Annotated in this window: 23 protein-coding genes; 7 read left to right on the top strand and 16 right to left on the bottom strand. The window is 57.5% G+C overall.

All coding sequences use genetic code 11. From position 1 onward, the window contains the following. Positions 1-90: 90 nt before the first annotated feature. The 12 genes from Q5705_14900 to Q5705_14845 all read right to left on the bottom strand — a co-directional run bounded on the left by Q5705_14900 (position 91) and on the right by Q5705_14845 (position 12,169). Positions 91-504 (bottom strand): formate hydrogenlyase maturation HycH family protein, encoded by a 414-nt coding sequence (locus tag Q5705_14900; GenBank protein ID WLI75869.1) that lies wholly within the window; start codon positions 502-504, stop codon positions 91-93. After that, positions 497-1,267 carry an NADH-quinone oxidoreductase subunit B family protein gene (locus tag Q5705_14895; GenBank protein WLI75868.1) on the bottom strand — a complete coding sequence of 257 codons (771 nt, stop codon included), beginning with the start codon at positions 1,265-1,267 and terminating at the stop codon, positions 497-499. The genes Q5705_14900 and Q5705_14895 overlap by 8 nt, the downstream gene beginning before the upstream one ends. 2 nt (positions 1,268-1,269) lie before the next feature. Then, the gene (gene hyfH / locus Q5705_14890; GenBank protein WLI75867.1) at positions 1,270-1,818 is read right to left on the bottom strand and encodes a hydrogenase 4 subunit H; all 549 of its coding nucleotides are present in this window, start codon (positions 1,816-1,818) and stop codon (positions 1,270-1,272) included. Positions 1,819-1,829: 11 nt separating this feature from the next. Then, positions 1,830-3,557: a hydrogenase large subunit gene (locus tag Q5705_14885; GenBank protein ID WLI75866.1), complete on the bottom strand. Its 1,728-nt coding sequence runs from the start codon at positions 3,555-3,557 to the stop codon at positions 1,830-1,832. After that, positions 3,554-5,143: a hydrogenase 4 subunit F gene (gene hyfF / locus Q5705_14880; GenBank protein ID WLI75865.1), complete on the bottom strand. Its 1,590-nt coding sequence runs from the start codon at positions 5,141-5,143 to the stop codon at positions 3,554-3,556. The genes Q5705_14885 and hyfF overlap by 4 nt, the downstream gene beginning before the upstream one ends. Positions 5,144-5,147: 4 nt before the next feature. Continuing rightward, the gene (gene hyfE, locus Q5705_14875; GenBank protein ID WLI75864.1) at positions 5,148-5,798 is read right to left on the bottom strand and encodes a hydrogenase 4 membrane subunit; all 651 of its coding nucleotides are present in this window, start codon (positions 5,796-5,798) and stop codon (positions 5,148-5,150) included. Between the two features lie 10 nt (positions 5,799-5,808). Further along, entirely contained in the window at positions 5,809-7,248 is a 1,440-nt protein-coding gene (locus Q5705_14870) for a hydrogenase 4 subunit D (protein WLI75863.1), read from the bottom strand. Between the two features lie 16 nt (positions 7,249-7,264). Then, a complete protein-coding gene (locus tag Q5705_14865) occupies positions 7,265-8,212 on the bottom strand; it encodes a respiratory chain complex I subunit 1 family protein (protein ID WLI75862.1) in 948 nt (315 codons plus the stop codon). A gap of 13 nt (positions 8,213-8,225) precedes the next feature. Then, positions 8,226-10,247, bottom strand: coding sequence for a hydrogenase 4 subunit B (gene hyfB / locus Q5705_14860; GenBank protein WLI75861.1), 2,022 nt, complete (start codon positions 10,245-10,247; stop codon positions 8,226-8,228). Further along, complete coding sequence (locus Q5705_14855; protein WLI75860.1) at positions 10,247-10,867, bottom strand: 4Fe-4S dicluster domain-containing protein; 621 nt, start codon at positions 10,865-10,867, stop codon at positions 10,247-10,249. The genes hyfB and Q5705_14855 overlap by 1 nt, the downstream gene beginning before the upstream one ends. A gap of 258 nt (positions 10,868-11,125) precedes the next feature. Beyond that, the gene (gene bcp, locus Q5705_14850) at positions 11,126-11,596 is read right to left on the bottom strand and encodes a thioredoxin-dependent thiol peroxidase (protein WLI75859.1); all 471 of its coding nucleotides are present in this window, start codon (positions 11,594-11,596) and stop codon (positions 11,126-11,128) included. 3 nt (positions 11,597-11,599) lie between these two features. After that, complete coding sequence (locus Q5705_14845) at positions 11,600-12,169, bottom strand: glycine cleavage system transcriptional repressor (protein WLI75858.1); 570 nt, start codon at positions 12,167-12,169, stop codon at positions 11,600-11,602. Positions 12,170-12,314: 145 nt separating this feature from the next. Between Q5705_14845 and dapA the strand changes: the two genes are divergently transcribed. The 6 genes from dapA to ypfH all read left to right on the top strand — a co-directional run bounded on the left by dapA (position 12,315) and on the right by ypfH (position 18,861). Further along, a complete protein-coding gene (dapA, locus tag Q5705_14840; protein WLI75857.1) occupies positions 12,315-13,193 on the top strand; it encodes a 4-hydroxy-tetrahydrodipicolinate synthase in 879 nt (292 codons plus the stop codon). Positions 13,194-13,209: 16 nt separating this feature from the next. After that, entirely contained in the window at positions 13,210-14,244 is a 1,035-nt protein-coding gene (bamC, locus tag Q5705_14835; protein WLI75856.1) for an outer membrane protein assembly factor BamC, read from the top strand. Positions 14,245-14,351: 107 nt separating this feature from the next. Continuing rightward, positions 14,352-15,065: a phosphoribosylaminoimidazolesuccinocarboxamide synthase gene (locus Q5705_14830; protein WLI75855.1), complete on the top strand. Its 714-nt coding sequence runs from the start codon at positions 14,352-14,354 to the stop codon at positions 15,063-15,065. Between the two features lie 134 nt (positions 15,066-15,199). Further along, complete coding sequence (locus tag Q5705_14825; GenBank protein ID WLI75854.1) at positions 15,200-16,066, top strand: neutral zinc metallopeptidase; 867 nt, start codon at positions 15,200-15,202, stop codon at positions 16,064-16,066. A 9-nt stretch (positions 16,067-16,075) separates the two neighbouring features. After that, a complete protein-coding gene (locus Q5705_14820) occupies positions 16,076-18,085 on the top strand; it encodes a GNAT family N-acetyltransferase (GenBank protein WLI75853.1) in 2,010 nt (669 codons plus the stop codon). 77 nt (positions 18,086-18,162) lie between these two features. Then, the gene (gene ypfH / locus Q5705_14815) at positions 18,163-18,861 is read left to right on the top strand and encodes an esterase (GenBank protein ID WLI75852.1); all 699 of its coding nucleotides are present in this window, start codon (positions 18,163-18,165) and stop codon (positions 18,859-18,861) included. A 31-nt stretch (positions 18,862-18,892) separates the two neighbouring features. Here the strand turns inward: ypfH and Q5705_14810 are convergent, their stop codons facing one another. Genes Q5705_14810 through Q5705_14800 form a run of 3 tightly spaced genes read right to left on the bottom strand, consistent with a single transcriptional unit; the run spans position 18,893 to position 20,598 of the window. Then, a complete protein-coding gene (locus Q5705_14810) occupies positions 18,893-19,093 on the bottom strand; it encodes a YpfN family protein (protein ID WLI75851.1) in 201 nt (66 codons plus the stop codon). Positions 19,094-19,110: 17 nt separating this feature from the next. Continuing rightward, the gene (dapE, locus tag Q5705_14805; GenBank protein ID WLI75850.1) at positions 19,111-20,238 is read right to left on the bottom strand and encodes a succinyl-diaminopimelate desuccinylase; all 1,128 of its coding nucleotides are present in this window, start codon (positions 20,236-20,238) and stop codon (positions 19,111-19,113) included. 3 nt (positions 20,239-20,241) lie between these two features. Beyond that, positions 20,242-20,598, bottom strand: coding sequence for an ArsC family reductase (locus tag Q5705_14800; GenBank protein ID WLI75849.1), 357 nt, complete (start codon positions 20,596-20,598; stop codon positions 20,242-20,244). A 383-nt stretch (positions 20,599-20,981) separates the two neighbouring features. On the opposite strand from Q5705_14800, the gene ypfM reads away from it, so the two are divergent. After that, entirely contained in the window at positions 20,982-21,041 is a 60-nt protein-coding gene (gene ypfM, locus Q5705_14795; GenBank protein WLI79037.1) for a protein YpfM, read from the top strand. Positions 21,042-21,134: 93 nt separating this feature from the next. On the opposite strand, the gene acrD is transcribed toward ypfM, so the two are convergent. Beyond that, positions 21,135-24,248 carry a multidrug efflux RND transporter permease AcrD gene (gene acrD / locus Q5705_14790; GenBank protein ID WLI75848.1) on the bottom strand — a complete coding sequence of 1,038 codons (3,114 nt, stop codon included), beginning with the start codon at positions 24,246-24,248 and terminating at the stop codon, positions 21,135-21,137. Between the last annotated feature and the right edge of the window lie 61 nt (positions 24,249-24,309).

Here is a 24,309-nt window from a genome sequence, read left to right as displayed (position 1 = left end):
GTGAAGGTGAAGAGTACAATATCCCTCTTTTTGGTAGTGTTATGTGCTTCACGTATAAGAACATACCCCTGTATTTGCCTGATAAATGGCTTAACGTAATAACCGCACCATTAAGTAGAGTGCCGGTTCATGGGCCATATCCTGCACATGCTGCAATAGCTGGCGGCTCCAGCCCCGCCAGGGTTCTGCCGCTGTGGCGGATAAGCGCGCAAACGCCGGTGCCAGCGTGTTGATATGGCTGGCATCAATGACAATTTCGCCGAAGGTTAATAGCCCCTGCATTTTGCGCCGGGCTTCGGGTTCGTCGATCAAGGTCAGCCAGTGCTGATACTGGGCAAGCGGGCATTCCAGCGCCACGTTGAGGCAATCGATCACCCCCACGTGATGACCAATCGCCAGCGAGTAATACATCACCTGGCGGCTTTTCTCTTCCAGCTCGACGCTGTCATCGACAAACTTTTGCCGCAGGGTCCAGAACATCACTTTCCCCTCGTTTTCAGACATGGCTGCGCTCCAGTTCGCCCATTAATTGCTGCACAATCGCCGTCAGACGCGGGTCTGCCGCCTGTTGCAGCCAGGCATCGACGCGCTGCATGCGCTGGCTGGCCTCGCCTTCGGTGAGCAGGGCAAATAACTGGTCGGTGATTTCGCGCCCCTGGCGATAACCCGCCAGTTGTCGCGCCTGCCGTTCAAGGGTGACGCGCAGTGCCAGCGGTAAGGCAGGCCAGCGCACGCTGGCGGTTTCATTAACCGCTTGCTGGTGGTCAACGGCGTGCAGTTTTTGCTCCAGCAGCCCAAGCGCCACGGCAAAACCGTGAATGGTGGCCGCAGGCGTTGGCGGGCAGCCGGGGATCCAGACATCAATCGGCACAATGGTGTCGCTGCCGCCCCACACGCAGTAGAGATCGTGGAAAATGCCGCCGCCGACGCCACAGGCGCCATAAGAGATGGCGATTTTATGATCGGGAGCCGACTCCCAGGCACGCAGGGCGGGCATACGCATCGCGCGGGTCACCGCGCCGGTAAAGAGCAAAATGTCAGCATGGCGCGGCGACGCGACCACTTTGATACCGAACCGTTCGGCATCAAACAGCGGCGTAATGGCGGCGAAAATCTCAATTTCACAGCCGTTACAGCCGCCGCAATCCACGCGGTAGACATAGGCGGAGCGCTGGATATCGCGCAGCAGCCGTTGTTTGATGTTTTGCGCCGCGTCGTCAAGCTGCACCGGCTGGCTGACATGCTGGCTAAGCACTTTCGATTCCATACTCAGGCTCGCTCCTCAAGATAGTAATGAACGTTATCGCTGCCCCGGTGCTCCAGCGCCGCACGGCGGCGACAGGCCGGGCAGAGGCAGGCTTGCGCGCGCAGGTTCTCACGCTGTTCGGGGGCGCTCTGGTTTAAGGCCAGCAGTTCCACCGCCAGCGCAATGGATTTTTCGGCGGCAAAAGCCACGCCGCACTCGCGGCAGTGCTGTAAACGGAAAGTCGCCCGCACATAGAGATCCGCTTTGTGGGTCACCGCCAGTTCAAACTCCTCCGACAGGTGAATGGCCCGCGTCGGACACACTTCTTCGCAGCGCCCGCAGTAAATGCAGCGGCCAATAAACAACTGCCAGACGCGGCTATTGGTTGCCGCATCGGTTTCCATCGTCAGCGCATTCGCCGGACAGGCGTTGGTACAGGCTCCGCAGGCAATGCACTGCAACGGATCGAGTTCCGGTTTGCCGCGAAACCCCGGGCACACCTCCAGCGGTGCGAAGGGGTATTTCACCGTGGGTTCGCCCGCTCTGAGGATGGTTTTCAACAATTTCAGCATCGTTTCTCTCCTTACTTCAGCGGCGAATGGCGACGTTCAATGCCGTAACGTTCGATCTCTTTGTAGGGCACGGTCGTCGATTTACGTTTGCGCACATCCACCAGCGTCACGCGGTCGGTACAGGAGTAACAGGGATCAAGGCTGCCGATAATCAGCGGCGCATCGGAAACGGTATTGCCGCGCAACATATAGCGCAGCACCGGCCAGTTAGCGTAGGTCGCCGCCCGGCAGCGCCAGCGATAGAGCTTCTGGTTATCGCCCAGCATGCTCCAGTGCACATCCTCCCCGCGCGGCGCTTCGACATAGCCGAGGGCGAATTTATGCGGCTGGTAGCGAAACCCTTCCGTCAGCAGCGGCGTATCTGGCAGGTTATCAAGGGCAAATTCAATCATCGCCAGCGAGTCGAACACCTCTTTCACCCGCACCATCACGCGAGAGAAGACATCGCCATCCGGCCAGGTGAAGAGGGTTTTCGGTAGATTGCCGTAATCGGCGTAGGGGTGATCGAAGCGCAAATCGCGGGCGAAACCACTGCCACGAATCAGTGGCCCCACCGGGCTGTAATCCCGCGCGATTTGGCGGTCAAGAATGCCCACCCCCTGCGTGCGCTGCGCCATATTCGGCGTGGAGAGCAGCATCTCCACCAGTTGCGACACCTCGGCGCGCATCTCTTTCACCAGTTGAATGGTTTTCACGCGTTGTTCTTTCAGGATGTCGCGGCGAATGCCGCCAATCAGATTGAGGCCGTAGGTTTTGCGCGAGCCGGTGAGCAATTCAGCCATGGTCATCGATTTTTCACGGATGCGGAAAAACTGCATAAAGCCGGTATCGAAGCCGACAAAGTGGCTGGAAAGTCCAATGTTCAGCAGATGGCTGTGCAGCCGCTCCACTTCCAGCAGCACCGAGCGAATGGTGTGCGCCCGCTGCGGCACCACAATGCCCAGCGCGTTTTCCACCGAGGTGGTGTAGGCGACGCTGTGGGCAAAACCGCAAATGCCGCAGACGCGATCCGACAGGAAAGTGACTTCGTTATAGCCCATGCGCGTTTCCGCGAGTTTTTCCATGCCGCGGTGGACATAAAACAGGCGGTAATCGGCATCGACAATCCGTTCGCCGTCGACAAACAGGCGGAAATGCCCCGGTTCGTCAGAGGTGATATGCAGCGGGCCGATGGGCACAATGCGCGCGGAACTGCCGCCATCGTTAATGAACGAGTAGTTCTCTGTATCGCTGGTCGGCTCCGGGCGCAGGCGGTAATCCATGGTGTCTTTACGCAGCGGATGCAGATCGTCCGGCCAGTCGTCCGGCAACACCAGCCGGCGTTGATCCGGCAAGCCGACCGGGATAAGCCCGTACATATCGCGGATCTCACGTTCGCCCCATACCGCCGCCGGTACGCGCGGCGTTACAGACGGGAACTCGCGCGTGTCAGCATCGACCAGCGCTTTTACCACGATCCAGCACTTTTCTGCGCCTTCCATCGACAGCGCGTAATAGACCGCGTAATGGCCGTTGAGCGTGCGTTCGTCATTGCCAAACAGCACCGGCAGCCAGCCGTCATGCTGGTAATAGAGATAGTGGACAACATCTGGCAACAGATTGAGTTTCACCGTAATGGTGACCTGCTCGAAGGTTTGCCGCTCCTCATCCAGCACCGCACCGGGAAACTGTTTTCTGAGCGCAGCAAGCGCGGCGATGCCGCGAGGTTGCTGGAGATTGACGCTGGCTAAATAACTCACTTTAACTCTCCCTGCTCATGCGATGGCGCAGCCGAAGCGGCGGTGGTTTCAAAAGAGGCCCACAACCAGCTCATCTGGGTGGGGTGTTCATCATTGCCCGCGAGCACAATGCTTGACGCGCCCGCCAGCAAGCGGCTGACCGGCTGCGGAATATGCGTGCCCATCACCAGCATCATCACCAGTAAAATCACCATCGGTGCGGTGGTGAGCCAGCCTAATTCACCGCGGGCAACCTGTTGCGGCGGGGCGGCAAACAGCACTTTCGCCACCATGCGCACCAGCCCGCCGAGCACCAGCGTCAGCAGCAACAATAACAACAGCGTAACGGCGAGATGCTCCGCCGCCAGCCCGGCGGTGACGGTCATAAATTCACTGAGAAAGATATTGAACGGCGGCATACCGCCAAGGGCTAATGCGCCGCCGCCGAGCAGCACGGCGGTAAACGGCATCACTTTCAACATGCCGCATACCACATCAATATTGCGGGTGCCGTACTTGAGCAGCACGTTGCCGGAGCCGCAAAACAGCAGGGTTTTCGCGAGGCTGTGATTGAGCGTATGCAGCAGCGCCGCCAGAATGCCGAGCGGGCCGCCAATACCGAGGGCTACGGCCACCAGCCCCATGTTTTCCACGCTGGAGTAGGCCAGCAGCCGTTTCATATCCTGTTGCACCAGAATAAAGAACGCCGCCACGCCGACGGACAGCAGGCCAAAAATCAGCAGCAGCCGGTTCGGGAAGGTGTCGCCAATGGCGTGACAAATAATGATGTAGTAGCGAATCAACACCAGCAGGGCGCAGTTGAGCAGCACCGCTGAAAGCAAGGCGCTGACCGGGCTGGGCGCTTCGCTGTGCGCATCCGGCAGCCAGGCGTGCATCGGAAACAGCCCGGTTTTGGTGCCAAAGCCAATCAGCACAAAGACAAACGCCAGCACCATCAGCGTCGGGTCGAGTTTGCTGCTCTCTTTCAGCACTTCGGTCCAGAAAATGGCGTGGTCTGGCTCAGCCATAAAGCTGGCGGCGTTGGCGTAGACCAGCACCGTGCCGAACAGGCCAAAGGCGACGCCCACGGTACAAATGATGATGTACTTCCAGGCCGCTTCCAGCGATGAGCGCTGGCCGTAGATGCCCACCAGAAACGCCGAACTCAATGTGGTGGCTTCAATCGCTGCCCACATCACAATCAGGTTATTACTGGTCACCACCAACAGCATGGTGAAAAGGAACAGGTGGAAGAAACCATAGTAGTAACAGAGCGTCGGCACGCTGATTTCGCCGTGATCCACTTCATGGCGCATATAGCCAATCGAATAAAGCCCGGTGAGAAAACCGATAATCCCCAGCAGCGACAGAAACAGACCGCTCAGGCTATCAATGTGTAGCCAGCGGCCTGCGGCGAAGATTTCCCCTTCGCGCACCGCGTCGGTCACCGTCCACAGGGCGATAACCAGCAGCAGCGTAATGCCAATCGTATGCACGACGGTCACCAGCCCGCGCGCCGCGTTGCCGCGCAGGCGGCAGGCGAAACACAGCACCGAGACCACCAGCGGCGTCAGCAGTAACAACGTAAACATCAATGCATGACTCATGGTGTTACCCCTTCAGCGCCGTCAGGTTGTTAACGTCCAGCGTGCCGTGGGTGCGCCAGATTTTTCGCGCCAGCAGCACCATCACAATCACCGCAAAAATGGCGTCGGTGGCAATGCCTATCTCCACCAGCTCTGGCGCGCGCCAGGCCAGCAGCGCCAGCACCAGATGCGAGCCGTTCTCCATCAGGCAGTAGCCGAACACCTGGCGCAAAATATTACGCTGGCTGATGATGCACAGCAGCCCGAGCAGGAAGTGCCCGAGCGCGACGGCAAGCGCCGGTTTGAGTTGCGAGACCATCGGCAACTGCACCGGGCGCACCACAAACCAGCACAGCAGCACAATGCCCGCTGCCATCAGCACCAGTGTCGCCGGGCCGAACAGCCGTTCGCCTGCACCGTCCGGGGCCATTTTGCGAAACGCATAACCCATAATCAGCGGCACCAGCAGCACCTTGGTAAAGAAGGCGCTGAACGACCACATCAGCAGTTGTTCAGCCTCCAGCAACTGCGACAGGGTGAAGAAAATAGAAACCAGCACCAGCGATTGTAGGGCGTACAACCAGCAGGAGACGGAGTAGCGTCTGGCGCAGGTGACCAGCAGCGAGGTGAACATCATCAGCCCCGCCAGATTGTTAACGATCAAGGTTCCCGTCATCATCGATTCCTTATCCAAGCCACGCCGCAGCAATCACGCTTGAGCACAGCGACATCACAACAAGAATGACCAGCACCAGTTTCATCGCATAAGGCAGCGGCGCGGCGTTGGCTACCTCTTCGCTCGGCTCACCCGGCACCACGCGCCCGAACCAGTAGATAAACCAGCCGAAGCTGGCGACGGACTCCACCAGCGCCAGAATCATCACCGCCAGCAAAATCGGGTAGTGGTTGGTAAGCGCAAACCCGGCGGCGAACAGCGGGAATTTGCTGAAGAAGCCGTTAAACGGCGGTACGCCGGTGATGGCAAGCGCAGCGACACAAAAGCCGATCCCCGCCAGCGGCAGGGTGCGCATTACCCCGCGCAGGCGCGGCAGCATGCGGGTGCCGCAGCTGTAGCTGAGCGCGCCCGCCACGAGGAAGAACAGACTTTTGGCAAACGCGTGGTTGAAGATGTAAACAATCCCGGCTTTGAAGGCGAGCGGCGAGCCGAAGATGGAGAGCGACAGCGCAAGGAAAATCCACGCCAGTTGCGAGATGGTCGACCACGCCAGCAGCCGTTTCATGTCTTTTTGCGGCAGGTACATCAAAAAACCGTACACCAGCGTCAGCGTTGCCATCGTCACGCCGACCCAGCCAATCACGTGTGGCACGTCACCGCCTGCGGCAATCGACCGGGCGAAAATATACACCCCCACTTTCACCATTGAGGCGGCGTGTAAGTACGCACTCACTGGCGTGGGCGCTTCCATCGCATCCGGCAGCCAGGCCTGTAACGGCAACTGCGCCGATTTGCCCCATGCGGCAAACAGAATGCCGCCATAGACCAGATACGTCGCTGTGCCCTGCAACTGGCTGATGGCGCTGAGCGCAAACGTGCCGGTATTGAGGAACAAGGTCGCTGCTGCCAGATACAAACCCAGCGAACCGACATGGGTGATAAGCAGCGCTTTCATTGCGGAACGCTGGGATTTTTCGCTCTGGTAGTAGCTAATCAGCGCCCACGAACAGCCGCCGGTGATTTCGAAAAACAGCAGTTGCCCGAGCAGCGTGGAAGAGAGCACCAGCCCGGACATTGCGCCGATAAAAATCAGCATAAAAGCGTAGTAGCGGTTGCTGCCGTCATGGGGATGTTCGCGGTTCGCGCGGGTCAGATAACCGGTGGAGTAAAAGACCACCAGCAGGCCAAGAAACACCACCACAAACAGGATCAGCGTACTGATGCTGTCCACCAGCATACCGAACAGCGCCACCTGGCCTGCCGCCAGCAGCGGGATATCCACTGTTTCGCGCCCGGCGGTGTAAAAGCTGAACGCCAGCGACGCCGTTGCCACCGTTGCCAGCAGGGCAAACAGCGTGGCAAGCTGCGGGGCGGTTCGCCGGGGAGTGAGGGAGACGACCAGCGCGCCAATAAAGGGCAGCAGCAGCGTCGTCAGAGCAAGAGTTTCCATAATGTGCCAGTGCTCCTTACAAACCGGTTAGCCAGAGAACATACGACAGCGCAGCCAGACTAAAGCCGAGCCAGGTCAGGTGGTGCGTCAGTAAAAAACGCCCGCGCGCCAACGAGTTTTCCACCAGCGATGCCAGCGCAAACACCACCAGCAGCTTGAGCAGAGTGATAATGAGCGACAGCGCCATTGCGCCAGGCGTGAGCGTGGCGGCGTTGCCAAAGGGGAAGAACAGCGCCAGAAACAGCGAGGCCATCACCACCTGCTTCAGGCCAACCCCCCATTTCACCAGCGCCAAACCCGCGCCGGAATATTCTGTCAGCGGGCCTTCCTGCAACTCCTGCTCGGCTTCTGCCACATCAAACGGGACTTTGCCCATCTCGATAAAACAGGCGAAACCGCAGGCCAGCAACGCCAGCAGCGTTGCCACCGGCGAAATCCAGCCAGCGGAGAGTGTGTTGCTGATGGCGCTGATATTGGTGGAACCCGCCAGCAGAGCCAGCACCAGCAGCGAGAGGATCAGCATCGGCTCAACCAGGATCCCCAGCGTTAATTCGCGGCTGGCGCCAAGCCCGGAAAAGGGGCTGCCGGTATCCAGCCCGGAAAGGGCAAAGAAGAAACGAAACAGGGCGAAGAGATAAATCAGGGTGATCAGATCGCCCGCGCCGGTAAACGGCGAGGTGCGGATAAACAGCGGCAGCGTCATCGCCACCAGCAACATGCTGCTCAGCAGCACCCACGGCATGGCGCGAAACATCAGCCCGGACGACGCGGGCGCGACCGCCTGGCGTTTCAGCAGCTTTTGTAAGTCGCGATAATCCTGCCAAATCCCCGGCCCGCGCCGCGAGTGCATGCGGGCGCGGATTTGCCTGGAGATGCCGGTAAACAGCGGGGTGAGTGCCAGCAGCAGCATTGCCTGGCAGAGGGCAAACAGCCCAAGCGACCACGCAGAAGTCTGTTCGAACATGGTTATTCCCTCCTCATAGCGCAATCGTCAGCAGCAGGACCACCAGCGCGGCAATCACATACAGGCAATAGAGCCGGAAATCCCCGCTTTGCAGAGCCTGAACCACGCGGGCAGTGCGCTGCGTGGCGCTTACCAACGGGCGAATAATGCGCTCATCCCAGAACGGTTCGGTCCGCGTTGCCGCCTGCGTAATACCGCCAAGGCTGCGTTGTAGCGATGCTGTGGGATCAAGTTGTTGACGTAGCCGATACAGTGGGCCAAACATCACGCGCAGCGGCTGGGTAAAGCTGCCTGCCGACGGTGCCATGCCTTTTTCCCACGCATAACCGCAGGCCCAGGCTTCGCCGCTGCGACGAAACGCGCCCCGGCTCTGGCGCGTGAAGTACCAGAACAGGCCGGGCAGTAGCGGCAACACCAGCAACAACAAGAACACGGTGGACGGGGTAAGCAGCGCTTGCTGCGCATCGCCAGGAATCAGCGTTGCGCCCTGGGTGACGGCAAGTGTCGTGGGCGGCGTTAAGGAGAGGGCGATCTGCATCAGATGGGGCGCAATAGCGCTGGCACCGACGCCCGCCAGTACACACAGCAGCGCCAGGGCGCACATCGCGGCCACCATCGGCCACGGCACTTCCCGCGCCTGGTCGGCTTTTTCACTGCGCGCATTGCCGCAAAAACTGACGCCGTAAACTTTGACAAAACACATCGCCGCCAGCGCACCGGTGATCGCCAGCATCACAATGGCAACCGGCCCGGCAAGGCGCGGGATAATCGCGTCGATGCGTGTAAGAGAAAATAACGACTGGTAGGTGTACCACTCGCTGATAAAGCCATTCAGCGGTGGCATGGCGGAAATTGCCAGGCAGCCCACTAAAAATGCGCCCGCCGTCCACGGCATCCGTTTGCCGAGCGCGCCCATTTTTTCCATATCCCGGGTGTGCAGGCGGTAGATAATCGCCCCGGCACCGAGAAACAGCAGGCCTTTAAACAGCGCGTGATTGAGCAGGTGAAACAGTGCGCCGAGCAGGCCGACGGCAGCAATCACCGGCTGGTGCAGCGCAATTCCGGCCATGCCGACGCCAACGCCCATCAAAATGATGCCGATGTTCTCTACCGTGTGCCACGCCAGCAGGCGTTTGATATCGTGCTCTGCCAGCGCGTACAGCACGCCGAGCACCGAGGAGACGGCACCGAACGCCAGCACCACCACGCCCCACCACAGCGGAATGCCGCTATGGCCGAGCAAATCGATGCCGACTTTGATGATGCCGAAGATGCCGATTTTCACCATCACGCCAGACATTAATGCCGAGGCGTGCGACGGCGCGGCCGGGTGCGCGCGCGGTAGCCAACTGTGCAGCGGCAGCATCCCGGCTTTCGCGCCGAAACCAAAAAAGGCCAGCAGGAACACTGCCGAGGCCGTGCCGGGCGCAAGCGACAGGGTGCGGAAGCTGGCGAAATCGAGGCTGCCGCTTTGCCGCCACATCAGGAAGAACGCCACCATGATCAACACCGATCCGGCGTGGGCGATAAAGAAGTAGAGCATCCCGGCGCGGATCGATTCGTCATCCTGGTCCGTTATCACCAGGAACCACGAGGCGAGGGACATCATTTCAAACAGCACGATGAACCAGAAAGCGTTGTCCATCACCACCAGGCCTGCCATCGAGGCGATAAACAGGTTCATAAAAAAGCCCATTGCGCCGGGCCCTTTGCTGAGATATTCCCGCGCGTAGGCGAGGGAATAAAGCCCGCACAGCGTGACCAGTAGCGAAATCACCAGCAGCATAAAGGCGCTCAGGCTGTCCATGCGCACCACGAAATGGGCGAAATCAAACGGGCCAGCGGCTTGCCAAATCAGCACTTGGCCCGCGTTCAGCGCCGTAAGTGCGCTAATCACGCCCAATATGCCGCCGAGCGTTGCCGACAGACCGGCGATGTTAATCGCCATTATTGGCTTGTGGGCGAGCAGCAGCGACGCCACGCTACCGGCAACGTACAGCGCGATTGACCAAAGTAATAATTGCAGGGCATCCATTAGCGTTGCTCCGGCGAAGGTGAAACGGACGGGAAGGTCATCTCCGTTGAACTGAGCGCCGCCAGTTCGCGGCGGGCTTTTAACTGTTTATGCATTGCCGCGTCGGTGACCAGGTGCAGCGCATTGGTCGGGCACGCCCGCACGCAGGAAGGGCCTTCTGGCAGGAAGTGGCAGAGATCGCATTTCACCGCGATGGCCTGCACCCCGGCGTTCCAGCGTAAAAATGGGTGATCGCCGGGCGCGCTGCCGGGCACATCGCGCAGTTGCTCTTCCGGGATAAAGTGTTCGTAGCGGGCGGGAATATTCAGCGGCCGACTGCCGGACGGAGTAATGGCGCCAAACGGGCACACCAGCCCGCACAGCTTGCAGCCAATGCACAGGGTTTCGTTGAGATATACCGTATCTTCCTGAAAAGAAATGGCATTGACCGGGCAAACTTGCTTGCAGGGCGCGTCGTCGCAGTGACGGCACAGGATCGGCGCGGTTTTGTTCGGCGTGCGCACAAGCGTAAGCCGGGGATGATGTTGCAACCCCTGGGTTTTATGTACGTCCGAACAGGCAGCAAGACAGGTATTGCATCCTATACACCACTCGGGATCGGCAATCACAAAGCGGTTCATGACGGCTCCTTGATCTAAAGGCAAAACGTTGGGCCTGCCTAAGCACAAGGTGTGCCAATTTTAGTAAGCGTTAAATTTCAATAGGTTGAATTGATGGTGAAAAATGGGGTGAACAAAAGTGATGTTTATAGGCGTGTGAAAAATAGCCCGTCGGCACAAGTGTCGAGCGTGTGGGAGAAAGTGTGATGGAGATCAAATAACGCAGGCGGAAGCAAAGGGCGAACCCGGACGGGCTGCCCTCAGAAGATGGAGGGCGAATCAGGCGTTCGCTTTCAGCCAGTTAACCACGATGTCGTGGTGGTTGCTGGTTTTGAAATCATCAAACACATGTTCGACTTTGCCATCGGCATCCACCAGGAAGCTTATGCGATGGATGCCGTCGTAGGTTTTGCCCATAAAGGACTTTTCACCCCAGACGCCAAACTGCTCGCAGACTTCGTGGTTTTCATCGGACAGCAGGGTAAAGTTGAGGAGCTCTTTTTCGGCAAAACGGGAGAGTTTTTCGGGTTTGTCAGTGCTGATACCGAGAACTTCCACGCCTGCTTTCTTTAACTCATCCATGTTATCGCGCAGGCCGCAGGCCTGAACGGTACAACCCGGTGTCATGGCTTTCGGGTAGAAATAGACCAGAACACGCTGTCCCTGGAAGTCGGCCAAATTTACTTGTTCACCGTCTTGATCGGGCAAGCTAAATTTCGGTGCGATATCACCGGCTTTCAGTGGATTCATTACTTAAACTCCATCCTGTTCATCATGCTGAGAATAGTTGACGACGTTTATACTGCCTTGCGCATTCAATTCTGTACAGAGTGCCCGAAACGCCTGCTCAATATTTGACGCGTCCTGCGAGGCGGGGCTGTGCGCCGTTATCTGGATAAACAATTGCGGGACGTCAGAGGCGCTGGCAGGCTGCGTGCGGGACACTAACTCGGCGATATTCATCTGGTGAGCGTCAAATAGTGCCGTAAAGCGTTCAATTAAATGCGGTGAGTCGGGGACCTCAACCTGCACCCAAACGGTGGCGGGCATATCAGGACGTGGTCGGGCATCGGTGCGCTTCATCACAATCAACAAATCCAGCTCGGCACCTTTCAGTGGCAGCGTGGATTCAATCAGCGTAATGGCGTTCCAGGACCCGGAAAGCAGCATGATAAACGTGAACTCTTCTCCCAGCATAGCCAGGCGACTGTCTTCGATATTACAGTCGCAGCTACTGACATGGCGTGTGATCGCGTTCACAATGCCAGGCCGGTCGGCCCCCAGCGCAGTGATAACCAAAAAGTGTTGTGATGAGGTTGTCAAACCTGTGCTTCCTGTCAAACGTGAGGTAATCATAAGGAAAGCATAAAAAAAACCGGCATACAACCGCCACAGGCCGTCAGGTCTCTTGCTTTTCTTACAGCACCGCACGTACCATTGAGAATCTTGTTTGCACAGAGGATGGCCCATGTTCACGGGAAGTATTGTCGCGCTTATTACACCGATGGATTCGCAAGGTAAAGTCTGCCGGTCAAGCCTGAAGAAACTGATTGATTATCACGTCGCCAATGGAACGTCGGCGATTGTTTCGGTAGGGACTACCGGTGAATCCGCAACCCTTAGCCACGACGAACATGCCGAGGTGGTGGAGTTGACGGTTGAACTGGCTGACGGGCGCATTCCTGTTATTGCCGGAACGGGTGCCAATGCCACCGCAGAAGCCATCAGCCTGACCCAGCGTTTCAACAACAGCGGTATCGTTGGCTGTCTGACCGTTATCCCGTATTACAACCGTCCGACGCAGGAAGGGTTGTTCCAACACTTTAGAGCCATCGCCGAACATACTGACCTGCCGCAAATTCTGTATAATGTGCCGTCGCGTACCGGCTGCGATATGCTGCCGGAAACCGTGGGTCGTCTGGCGAAAATTAAAAATATTGTCGGTATTAAAGAAGCGACCGGGAACTTAAGTCGTGTTCATCAGATCAAAGAGCTGGTTTCAGACGACTTTATCCTGCTGAGCGGCGACGATGCCACTGCAATGGATTTCATGCAGCTCGGCGGTCACGGTGTGATTTCCGTTACCACTAACGTGGCGGCGCGCGATATGGCTGATATGTGCAAACTGGCGGCCGATGGGCATTATGCCGAAGCTCGCGTGATCAACCAGCGTCTGATGCCGTTACACAACAAACTATTTGTCGAACCCAATCCGATCCCGGTCAAATGGGCATGTAAGGAGTTGGGGCTTGTGGCAACCGATACGCTGCGTTTGCCGATGACACCGATAACCGACCACGGTCGTGAGGTGGTTCGTGCGGCGCTTAAGCATGCCGGTCTGCTGTAAAGTTTAGGGAGATTTGATGGCTTACTCAGTACAGAAGTCGCGCCTGGCGAAGGTAGCGGGTGTTTCACTTGTGATGTTGCTCGCCGCCTGTAATTCCGATTCACGTTACAAGCGTCAGGTTAGCGGTGACGAATCCTATCTGGATGCCGCTCCGCTTGCTGAACTTCATGCACCCGCCGGGCTTATCCTGCCGGTACAGAACGGTGATTACAACATCCCTGTCGCCAATGGCAGCGGTGCCGTTGGCAAAGCGCTGGATATCCGCCCACCGGCACAGCCGCTGGCGCTGGTCACCGGTGCGCGTACCCAGTTCACCGGCGATACCGCCACGCTGATGGTGGAAAATGGGCGTAACAATACGCTCTGGCCGCAGGTGGTGAGCATCCTTCAGGGCAAAAATTACAGCATCGACAAACGTGACGATGCCGCGCAAACCCTGACGACCGATTGGGTTGACTGGAACCGCCTGGATGAAGACGAGCAGTACCGCGGTCGTTATCAAATCTCGGTGAAACCGCAGGGTTATCAGCAGGCGGTCGTCGTTAAGCTGATCAATCTGGAACAAGCGGGCAAACCGGTTGCCGATACCGCTTCATTGCAGCGCTACAGCACCGAAATGTTGAACGTTATCTCTGCCGGTCTGGATAAAACCGCGACCGACGCGCAGAACGCCGCAGAAAACCGCAGCGTGTCGACGCTGGACGTGCAAAGCGGCGCGGATGATACCGGTCTGCCGATGCTGGTGGTTCGCGGTCCGTTTAACGTGGTGTGGCAGCGTCTGCCGACAGTGCTGGAAAAAGTGGGCATGAAAGTGACCGACAGCACCCGCTCCACCGGCAGCATGGCTGTGACCTACAAGCCGCTCTCTGACAGCAACTGGCAGGAACTGGGCGCGCGCGATCCGGGTCTGGCTTCCGGTGACTATAAATTGCAGGTTGGTGATTTAGATAACCGCAGCAGCCTCCAGTTTATCGATCCGAAAGGGCATACGCTGACGCAATCGCAGAACGACGCGTTAGTCGCCGCTTTCCAGGCAGCGTTTAACCGATAAATCTCAGGGCCGGAACGCTTCCGGCCTTTTTTTATTAGGGTGACGCAAACGTGTGCGTCGCCGTAAGATAGTGAAATTAGCCTTGTAATCATACCTGGAGTAAGAAAATGCAAAAGCAAGCTGAGTTGTATCGCGGCAAAGCGAAGACCGTCTACAGTACGGAAAACCCGGACCTGTTGGTGCTCGAATTCCGTAACGATACGTCAGCAGGGGACGGCGCGCGCATTGAACAGTTCGACCGTAAGGGCATGGTGAACAACAAATTCAACCATTTCATTATGAGCAAACTGGAAGAAGCGGGCATCCCGACCCAGATGGAAGCGCTGCTTTCTGACACCGAATGCCTGGTGAAAAAACTGGAGATGGTGCCGGTCGAGTGTGTGATCCGTAACCGTGCGGCAGGCTCGCTGGTTAAACGTCTGGGCATTGAAGAAGGTATTGAACTCAATCCGCCGCTGTTCGATATGTTCCTGAAAAACGACGCCATGCACGATCCGATGGTCAACGAGTCCTACTGCGAAACTTTCGGCTGGGTCAACAAAGAGAACCTGGCGCGCATGAAAGAGCTGACCTACAAAGCCAACGATGTGCTGAAAAAACTGTTTGATGATGCCGGTCTGATCCTGGTCGACTTCAAACTCGAGTTCGGCCTGTTTAACGGTGAAGTGGTACTGGGCGATGAATTCTCGCCGGACGGCAGCCGCCTGTGGGACAAAGAGACGCTGGATAAAATGGACAAAGACCGTTTCCGCCAGAGCCTCGGCGGCCTGATTGAAGCCTATGAAGCCGTCGCGCACCGCCTGGGCGTGAAGTTAGACTAACTCTCCAGCGCCGCCTGCCAACCAGAGGATGGACGCATCCTCTGGATTTTTGCACCTTTTTTCCTGTGGTAATCCTTCCTTAACCGCCTACGATCATATATACACAGAGTCCATCATTGGCATAGGGAGGCGTTATGCGCTGGCAAGGGCGACGAGAAAGTAACAATGTAGAAGACCGGCGCAATGAGTCGGGTGGGCCATCGATGGGTGGGTCGGGTTTCCGCCTGCCGCGCGGGAAAGGTGGCCTGGTGCTGCTGGTCATTGTGGTGGTGGCAAGTTATTACGGCGTTGATCTGACCGGCCTGTTGACCGGGCAACCCGTCAGCGCACCCACTTCACAACAAGCGACCATCAGCCCGCAGGATGACGAAGCTGCACGCTTCTCCAGCGTGATTTTTGCTTCCACCGAAGATACCTGGGCGCAGCTATTCCAGCAGATGGGGCGGCAATACCAGCAACCCAAACTGGTGCTCTACCGTAATCATTTCAATACCGGCTGCGGCATGGGGCAGTCGATCATGGGGCCGTTTTACTGCCCGGCGGACAGCAAGGTCTATATCGATCTCTCTTTCTACGACGAGATGAAAAACAAGCTCGGCGCCGGGGGCGATTTTGCCCAGGGCTACGTCATTGCCCATGAAGTGGGGCACCACGTACAAAAACTGCTCGGCACCGAGGCGAAAGTCCGGCAGTTACAGCAGAACGCCAGCGAAAAACAGGTTAACGAACTCTCTGTTCGCCTTGAATTGCAGGCGGATTGCTACGCGGGCGTCTGGGGCCACAGCATGGAGCAGCAGGGCGTGCTGGAAGAGGGCGATCTGGAAGAGGCGCTGAATGCGGCGCAGGCCATCGGCGATGACCGTTTGCAGCAGCGCAGCCAGGGGCGCGTGATCCCGGACAGCTTTACCCACGGCACATCGGCGCAGCGCTATAGCTGGTTTAAACGCGGAATGGACAGCGGCAACCCGGCGCAGTGCGATACCTTTAGCGGGCGTCTGTAAGCCGCGAACATGCAACCGTTACTTAAACTGAGCGCGCAGATGGCGCAGGAAGGGATCCGTCGCCTGTTGGTGGTTTCCGGCACGCCAGAGTGGTGCGAAACGCAGGCCACTCTGCTTCGCGATACGCTTCCCGGCGACTGGTTATGGGTCGGTGCTCAGAACGACTGGCCGCTGCACAGTTCGCCGCGCGCCCTGACCACGCTGCTGGGGCGCGAATTCAGCCATGCGGTGTTTGATGCGCGCGCAGGTTTTGACGTGGCGGCGTTTGCCGCTCTCGGCGGTACGCTAAAAGCCGGAAGCTGGCTGGTATTACTGACGCCGCCGCTCCCGGCGTGGCCGCAACAGCCGGATGCGGATAGCTGCCGCTGGAGTGACACCGCCGAGCCAATCCCAACCCCCGTTTTTGTTGAACATTTCTGTCGCACTGTGCTGACGGATGCCGACACCCTTGTCTGGCGCGAAGAAAAGCCGCTACTTATTGCTGATTTTGCCCCGCGATCTCGCTGGCATGCCGCCACCGGCGCGCCAGAACGCGAGCAGGCTGAAATCCTCGCGCAACTGCGCATTATGCCGCCTGGCGTGATGGTGGTGACGGCACCGCGCGGGCGCGGAAAATCGGCGCTCGCCGGGATGCATCTCGCGCAGCTTGCGGCGCCTGCCGTGGTCACTGCCCCGACACGCGCCGCCACCGATGTACTGAAAGCGTACGCGGGCGATCGCTTTACCTTTATTGCCCCGGATGCGCTGGCGGCACAGATTAGCGAGCAGGGCGCGCAACCCGGCTGGTTGATTGTCGATGAGGCCGCCGCCATTCCCGGCCCGCTGCTGCATACCCTGGCCGCCGCCTTCAGCCATGTGTTATTAACCACTACCGTGCAGGGTTACGAAGGCACCGGACAGGGGTTTTTGCTGAAGTTCTGCGCGGGTTTTCCCGATTTGAGCCACCGCACCTTAAATACACCATTGCGCTGGGCTAAAGGCTGCCCGCTGGAGAAGGCTATTGCGGAGCTGTTATTGCTCGATGATGCCGCCGCCAGCGATTTTCCAACCGGCGAGCTTTTGATGCAGCCCCTGAAACCCCGAACCTGGCAGGAAACCCCGGCGCTACCTGCGGCGCTTTATCGCCTGCTGGCGAGCGCCCACTATCGCACCTCGCCGCTCGATTTACGCCGCATGATGGATGCGCCAGGCCAGCATTTCTGGCTGGCGAGTAAAGGGCAAACGGCGGTGGCTGCGCTCTGGCTGGTGGAAGAGGGGGGGTTAGCCCCGGCGCTGAGCCAGGCGGTGTGGGCGGGTTTTCGTCGCCCGCGCGGTAACCTGGTGGCGCAATCGCTGGCCGCGCACGGCGGCAGCCCACTTGCGGCGACCCTTAGAGGGCGGCGCATCAGCCGTATCGCCGTGCATCCCCATTGCCAGCGCGAAGGCATTGGCAGTGCGCTTATCGCCCAGGCACAACATGCTGACTGCGATTATCTTTCGGTCAGCTTTGGCTATACGCGGGTGTTATGGCGCTTCTGGCAGCGCTGCGGTTTCAGGCTGGTGCGCCTGGGTAGCCATCGCGAGGCCAGCAGCGGCTGTTTCACCGCCATGGCGCTGTTACCCCTGACCGACGCCGGGCGTGCGCTGGTGGCGCGTGAGCAGCAGCGGCTGGCGCGAGATTTACCGTATCTTGACCACTGGCAGGCGGAAAAGTTGCCGCTACCGGTTGTACAGGCGTCTACCCTTAATGAAGAAGACTGGCTGGAACTGGCGGGGTTTGCGTTCGCCCATCGCCCGCTTTCTGCCGCCACGGGCGCATTATCGCGCCTGTTGAAACAGAGCGATTTGCCGCTGCCGGCGCTGCGCGGGCAACTTACCGGCGGCGAAAGTGAGGCGCAATTGTGCCCGCGTTTAGCGCTCGCGGGTCGCAAAGCGTTACTGGCGCAGCAGCGCGTGGAAGCCGCGCAGGCGCTCTCTTCAATGGATGATAAACGCACGGAAATGCTGAAAATTCAGGTGCAGAAAAGCCAGTTTTTTTAACGAACTCCATCAGTTAAATGGCATGGTCATTATTGCTCCCCGGCGTACACTGCACCCACTGAATGAAGGAGACCACCATGAAACATGACCATTTTGTTGTGCAAAGCCCGCAAAACCCGGCAAAACAGTTGCTGCTGCTGTTTCATGGCGTGGGCGATAATCCTGTCTCCATGGGGCAGATTGGCCGCCTCTTTGCGCCCGAGTTTCCCGAGGCGCTGATTGTCAGCATTGGCGGTATTGAGGCGAGCGGTGCGGCACCGGGTCGTCAGTGGTTTTCCGTCGGTAATATCAGCGAAGAGAACCGCCAGCAGCGCGTGGATGCGGTGATGCCACAGTTTATTGATGTTGTGCGTTACTGGCAGCAGCAAAGCGGCGTCAGCCCGCTTGCCACGGCGCTGATCGGCTTCTCGCAGGGGGCAATTATGGCCCTTGAAGGGGTAAAAGCGCAGCCGGATCTCGCTTCACGGGTGATTGCGTTTAATGGCCGCTACGCCAGCCTGCCGCAGACCATTTCCAGTACGAATACGATTCACCTGATCCACGGTGGCGAAGACCGGGTGATTGATCTGGCCTGGGCGGTGCAGGCGCAGGACGCAGTGAGCAGCTTAGGCGGCGATATTACACTCGATATTGTCGAGGATTTGGGGCATGCCATTGATGATCGCAGTATGGCGCTGGCGCTGAATCACTTGCGTTATACGGTGCCGAAGCACTATTTCGATGAGGCGTTGAGCGGCGGTAAGCCGAATGATGACGATATTATCGAGTTGCTGTAAAAAACGTCACCCCCGAATGGGGGTGAAGGCGTTATTTCTTCGGCTGATCCTTTTTCGGCCAGTCGTCTTCGTCATCCCACTTATCGTTGAAATCACGGTGCGGCGGCAGATCCGGCTTGTTTGCGAGGAATTTTTTATGATCGACGCGTTTGAGATCTTTAATCACGTTCAGCACCACGCCAAGTAAAAACACCAGCACCAGAATCCACCAATATTTAGCCAGCCAATCCATGCAATCCTCCAGACCCGTCAGGCGATGAGTTGTTCCATAATGCGTTGATACATACGCGCCAGCAGTTGCAAATCCGCCGCGTTCACGCACTCGTTAATTTTGTGAATGGTCGCGTTCACCGGCCCGAGCTCAACCACTTGTGCACCCATCCGCGCGATAAAACGTCCATCGGACGTGCCGCCGGTGGTTAATAACTGCGGTTTAATCTCATTATAGTGCTCAATGGCGTTGACCACCGCATCCACCAGCTTGCCGCGCCCGGTCAGGAAAGGCTGCCCGGAAACCCACCAGTCAACGGAATAACGCAGTTGATGTTTCTCCAGCAGCGCCAGCACCTTCGCTTTGATCATCTCGTCCGTAAGCTCAGTGCTGAAGCGGAAGTTGAACTGCACAAACAGATCGCCGGGGATGACATTATTGCTGCCGGTCCCGGCTTTAATATTGGCAATTTGCATGCTGGTCGGCGGGAAGTACTCGTTACCGTGATCCCACTCGATAGCCACCAGCTCATTCAACATTGGCGCGGCGCGGTGCACCGGGTTATCCGCCAGATGCGGGTAGGCAACGTGGCCCTGCACGCCATGAATGGTCAGGTTGCAGCTCATCGAGCCGCGACGGCCATTTTTCACCACATCACCGACCACTTCGGTGCTCGATGGCTCGCCCACCAGGCAGTAATCCAATCGTTCATGGCGCGCCATCAGCGCTTCAACCACTTTTACTGTGCCGTGGGTGGCGCTGGCTTCTTCATCAGAAGTGATGAGAAACGCCAGACGGCCTTTATGCTGCGGGTGCTGGGCAACAAAACGTTCTGCGGCAACCACCATCGCCGCCAGCGAACCTTTCATGTCGGCTGCGCCGCGACCAAACAGCATGCCGTCGCGAATGGTGGGTTCAAAGGGGGGATTGATCCAGCGGTCGGCATCGCCCGCCGGCACCACATCGGTGTGACCGGCGAAAGCCAGGGTTTCGCCCTGACCGCGCCATGCCCAGAAGTTTTGCGTGTCGCCAAAATCCATCGGCTCAACGGTGAAACCGATGGCGCGCAGGCGTTCAATCATAAGCGCCTGGCATCCTGCATCATTGGGGCTAAGAGAAGGGCGACGAATAAGCTGCTGCGTCAGCTCAATAACCGGGCACGACATACACTACACCTCGTTGATAAACGTCCCATAACTGGATTCATTAAAACCCAGCAGCATAGGCTTACCGGGCGCGCAGAGCAATGGGCGTTTAATAATTGCTGGCATCTCAAGCATTAAGGCCAGCGCGGCGTCAGCATCGGTAATGCGTTCACGCCGGGCTTCATCCAGCTTGCGCCAGGTGGTGCCGCGCGTATTGAGCAGCGCTTCCCAGCCAAGTTCATCGATAAATGTACGCAGCAATTGCGCGTCAACGCCGTCGACGCGGTAATCATGAAAGCGGTAGTCAACCTGCTGCGCCTCCAGCCAGCGGCGGGCTTTCTTAATGGTGTCGCAATTTTTGATGCCGTACATCGTGATCATGGTGAATCCTTTTGTCGCTTTTTTGATTATTTGTACAAGAAATTAGAATAACGGAATTTAATTTGGATATCATTCGCGTGTTAATAATAATTCAGGAAATAACGATCTGTTTAATTTTAGTTAAATAACTTTTGGTCATGAATAGCGTGCTGCTGAATAAGTGGATTGTAGATTTATCTTACAATGTGATCGTCATTTCATTTAACCCTTAAGTTTTTGGGAAATATTGCCGTTAATCACAGTAAGACGCCCGCTATCGGCGCATAGTTATCCCGAGCCACAGTTAAATGCCCCGCCATCAGCGATGACACCGATTGGCTGGAATAGCTTCACAGGCATCCGGGTATTTGAGTAGAATGGCCGCAATAATAAGAGAGGTAGTTATGATTGAACACGAACTGGGGAACTGGAAAGATTTTATCGAAGACATGCTTCGTAAATAATTTCCAGACAAACAAGTAAGCAGTGACGGCTTAAAAATAATAAACAGATAAAAAAGGCGACCCTGAAGCGGTCGCCTTTTTGTTGCCCGGTAATTACTGCGCACGCTCTTTCAGCGGGAAGCGGCGGCGCACCAGCACAAAGAACAGCGGCACAAAGAAGATTGCCAGCACGGTGGCGGAAATCATCCCGCCCATCACCCCGGTGCCGACGGCGTGCTGGCTGCTGGAGCCCGCGCCGGTGCTGGTTGCCATTGGCAGAACGCCGAAGACAAACGCCAGCGAGGTCATCAGAATCGGGCGCAGGCGCTGGCGGCAGGCATGCAGCGTGGAAACCAGCAGATCCTCGCCTTTGGCATTCATATCGTTGGCAAACTCCACAATCAGAATGGCGTTCTTCGCCGAAAGCCCAATGACCGTTAATAACCCGACCTGGAAATAGACATCATTTTCCAGCCCGCGCATCCACGTCGCCAGCAGCGCGCCGATCACGCCAAGCGGCACCACCAGCATTACTGAGAACGGCACCGACCAGCTTTCATACAGCGCGGCAAGGCACAGGAACACCACCAGCAGCGACACCGCATACAGCGCCGGAGCCTGCGCACCAGAGAGCCGCTCCTGGTAGGACATGGCGGTCCACTCAAGCCCAAAGCCGGTCGGTAACTGGCTAACCAGTTTTTCCATCACATCCATCGCCGTACCGGTACTGATACCGGGCGCGGCTTCGCCAACAATTTCCACCGCCGCATAGCCGTTGTAGCGCTCCAGGCGCGGTGAACCCGTTTCCCAGCGCGAGGTAGCAAACGAGGAAAAAGGCACCATGCCGCCGTTGCTGTTACGCACATACCAGAGATTGATATCGTCCGGCAGCATGCGGTATTTCGCCGCCGCCTGGACATAGACTTTTTTCACGCGGCCGCGATCCATAAAGTCATTCACATAGCTGGAGCCCCAGGCCGTTTGCAGCGTGTCGTTGATATCATCAATCGACACTCCCAGCGCCTGCGCTTTGCGCTGATCGATATCAATCTGCAACTGCGCGCTGTCATCCAGCCCGTTATGGCGAACGCGGGTGAGGGCGGGATCGTTCGCCGCCATCTCGATTAAACTGTTACGGGCCGCCATCAGCGCATCGTGTCCGGCTCCGGCGTGATCTTGTAATTCCATATCGAAACCGGCCGAACTCCCCATACCGCTAATCGCCGGTGGGCTGCTGGCAAACACGCGCGCTTCTTTAATGTGGTTAAAGGCTTTGGTGGCGCGTTCGATAATGGCAAACGCGCTGCCGTTTGTCGGATCGCGGGCGTCCCAGTCTTTCAGGCGGATAAACAACCGCGCGACGTTTTGCCCGTTACCGCCAGGGCCAGAGCCGACGGTGGCAAACACCGAGTCGACATTCTCTTTTTCATGGGTGAAGAAATAGTCTTCAACTTTTTGCACCACTTTCAGCGTCTGCTGTTGCGTCGCGCCGCTCGGCAACTGGACGGAGGTGGTGAACATGCCGCGATCTTCCAGCGGCAGGAACGATGTCGGCAGACGCAGGAACATCAGCACCATGCCGGCAATCAGCAGCATATAGAGCAGGATCCAGCGCAGGCTGCGGTGCAAAATTTTACCTACCGCTGTTTCATAGCGGTCAGCATTGCGATTAAAGACGCGGTTAAACGCGCCGAAAAAGCCTCTCTGCCCGTGCTGCTCGCCTTTATGCAGCGGTTTGAGCAGCGTGGCGCAGAGCGCGGGTGTGAGGATCATCGCCACCAGCACCGACAGCACCATCGCCGAGACAATGGTGATGGAAAACTGGCGATAAATGGCGCCGGTAGTGCCGCCGAAGAAGGCCATCGGCACAAATACCGCCGACAGCACCATTGCAATCCCCACCAGCGCGCCCTGAATTTGCCCCATCGATTTTCGCGTCGCTTCCCGCGGCGTGAGACCCTCTTCAGTCATGATGCGCTCGACATTCTCCACCACCACGATGGCGTCATCCACCAGAAGGCCGATAGCCAGCACCATCGCGAACATGGTCAGGGTATTTATGCTGTAGCCAAACGCGTACAGCACCGCGAACGTGCCGAGCAACACCACCGGCACCGCAATGGTCGGGATAAGCGTCGCGCGGAAGTTTTGCAAAAACAGGTACATCACCAGGAACACCAGTGCGATCGCTTCGAGCAAGGTTTTCACCACATCAATAATCGATGCTTTCACAAACGAGGTGGTTTCATAGGCGACTTTGTACTCCAGACCGTGCGGGAAGTACTGCGACAGCTCATCCAGCCGCTGGAGCACCAGTTCGGCGGTCTCCATTTCATTCGCCCCGGAGGCCAGTTTCACCCCCAGCCCGGAGGCGGCTTTGCTGTTATAGCGGCTCAGATAATCATACTTTTCTGCACCCAGTTCGACGGTGGCTACATCGCCGAGGCGCACTTCGGAGCCATCCTGATTGACGCGCAGGGTTATATCGCGAAACTGTTCCGGCGTTTGTAACAAGGATTGCGCGTTAATGGTGGCATTCAGCGCCTGCCTGTCTACGGACGGCGTGCCGCCAAGCTGGCCGACGGCAATCTGCGCATTTTGCGACGAAATAGCGTTGGTCACATCCGCGGTGGTGAGCTGGTAGCTGGTGAGTCTGGACGGGTCGAGCCAGATGCGCATCGAATATTGCGAGCCGTAGGCATCGATATCGCCGACGCCATTCACGCGGCTTAGGGGATCCTGAATATTACTCGCCACATAGTCAGCAATATCTTGTTTATCCATCGAACCGTCGGTGGAGACAAACGCGATGGTCAAAATATTGGTATCGCCCGTTTTGCGTACCGTGACGCCCTGGTTTTGCACGGTTTGCGGCAGTTTACGCATTGCTGACTGCAACTGGTTTTGCACCTGTTGCACCGCTTCGTCCGGATCAGTACCGGCGCTAAAGTTCAGGGTGATGGTTGCCTGGCCCGTGGCGCTGCTTTGCGAAGACATGTACATCAAATTATCCAGCCCGGTCATATTCTGCTCGATAACTTGCGTCACGGTATTTTCAAGAGTTTGTGCCGATGCGCCAGGATAATTAGCGGTAATACGCACATTGGGCGGGGCTAAATCGGGATATTGCTCGACGGGTAAAGAAATAATGGCAAGTGTCCCCGTAAGACAGATCAGGATCGCCAGCACCCACGCAAAAATGGGGCGATCAATAAAAAAGTTCGCCATCAGAAAAAAGACCTCATATCGCTGCGCATCGTTATTGTGACATTGACCGCATCAATGTAGC

It is taken from the genome of Kosakonia sp. H02 (genome assembly GCA_030704225.1).
GTDB lineage: Bacteria > Pseudomonadota > Gammaproteobacteria > Enterobacterales > Enterobacteriaceae > Kosakonia.
The sequence above is the reverse complement of the archived record's forward strand: the minus strand, read 5'-3'. Positions and strand labels throughout refer to the sequence as shown.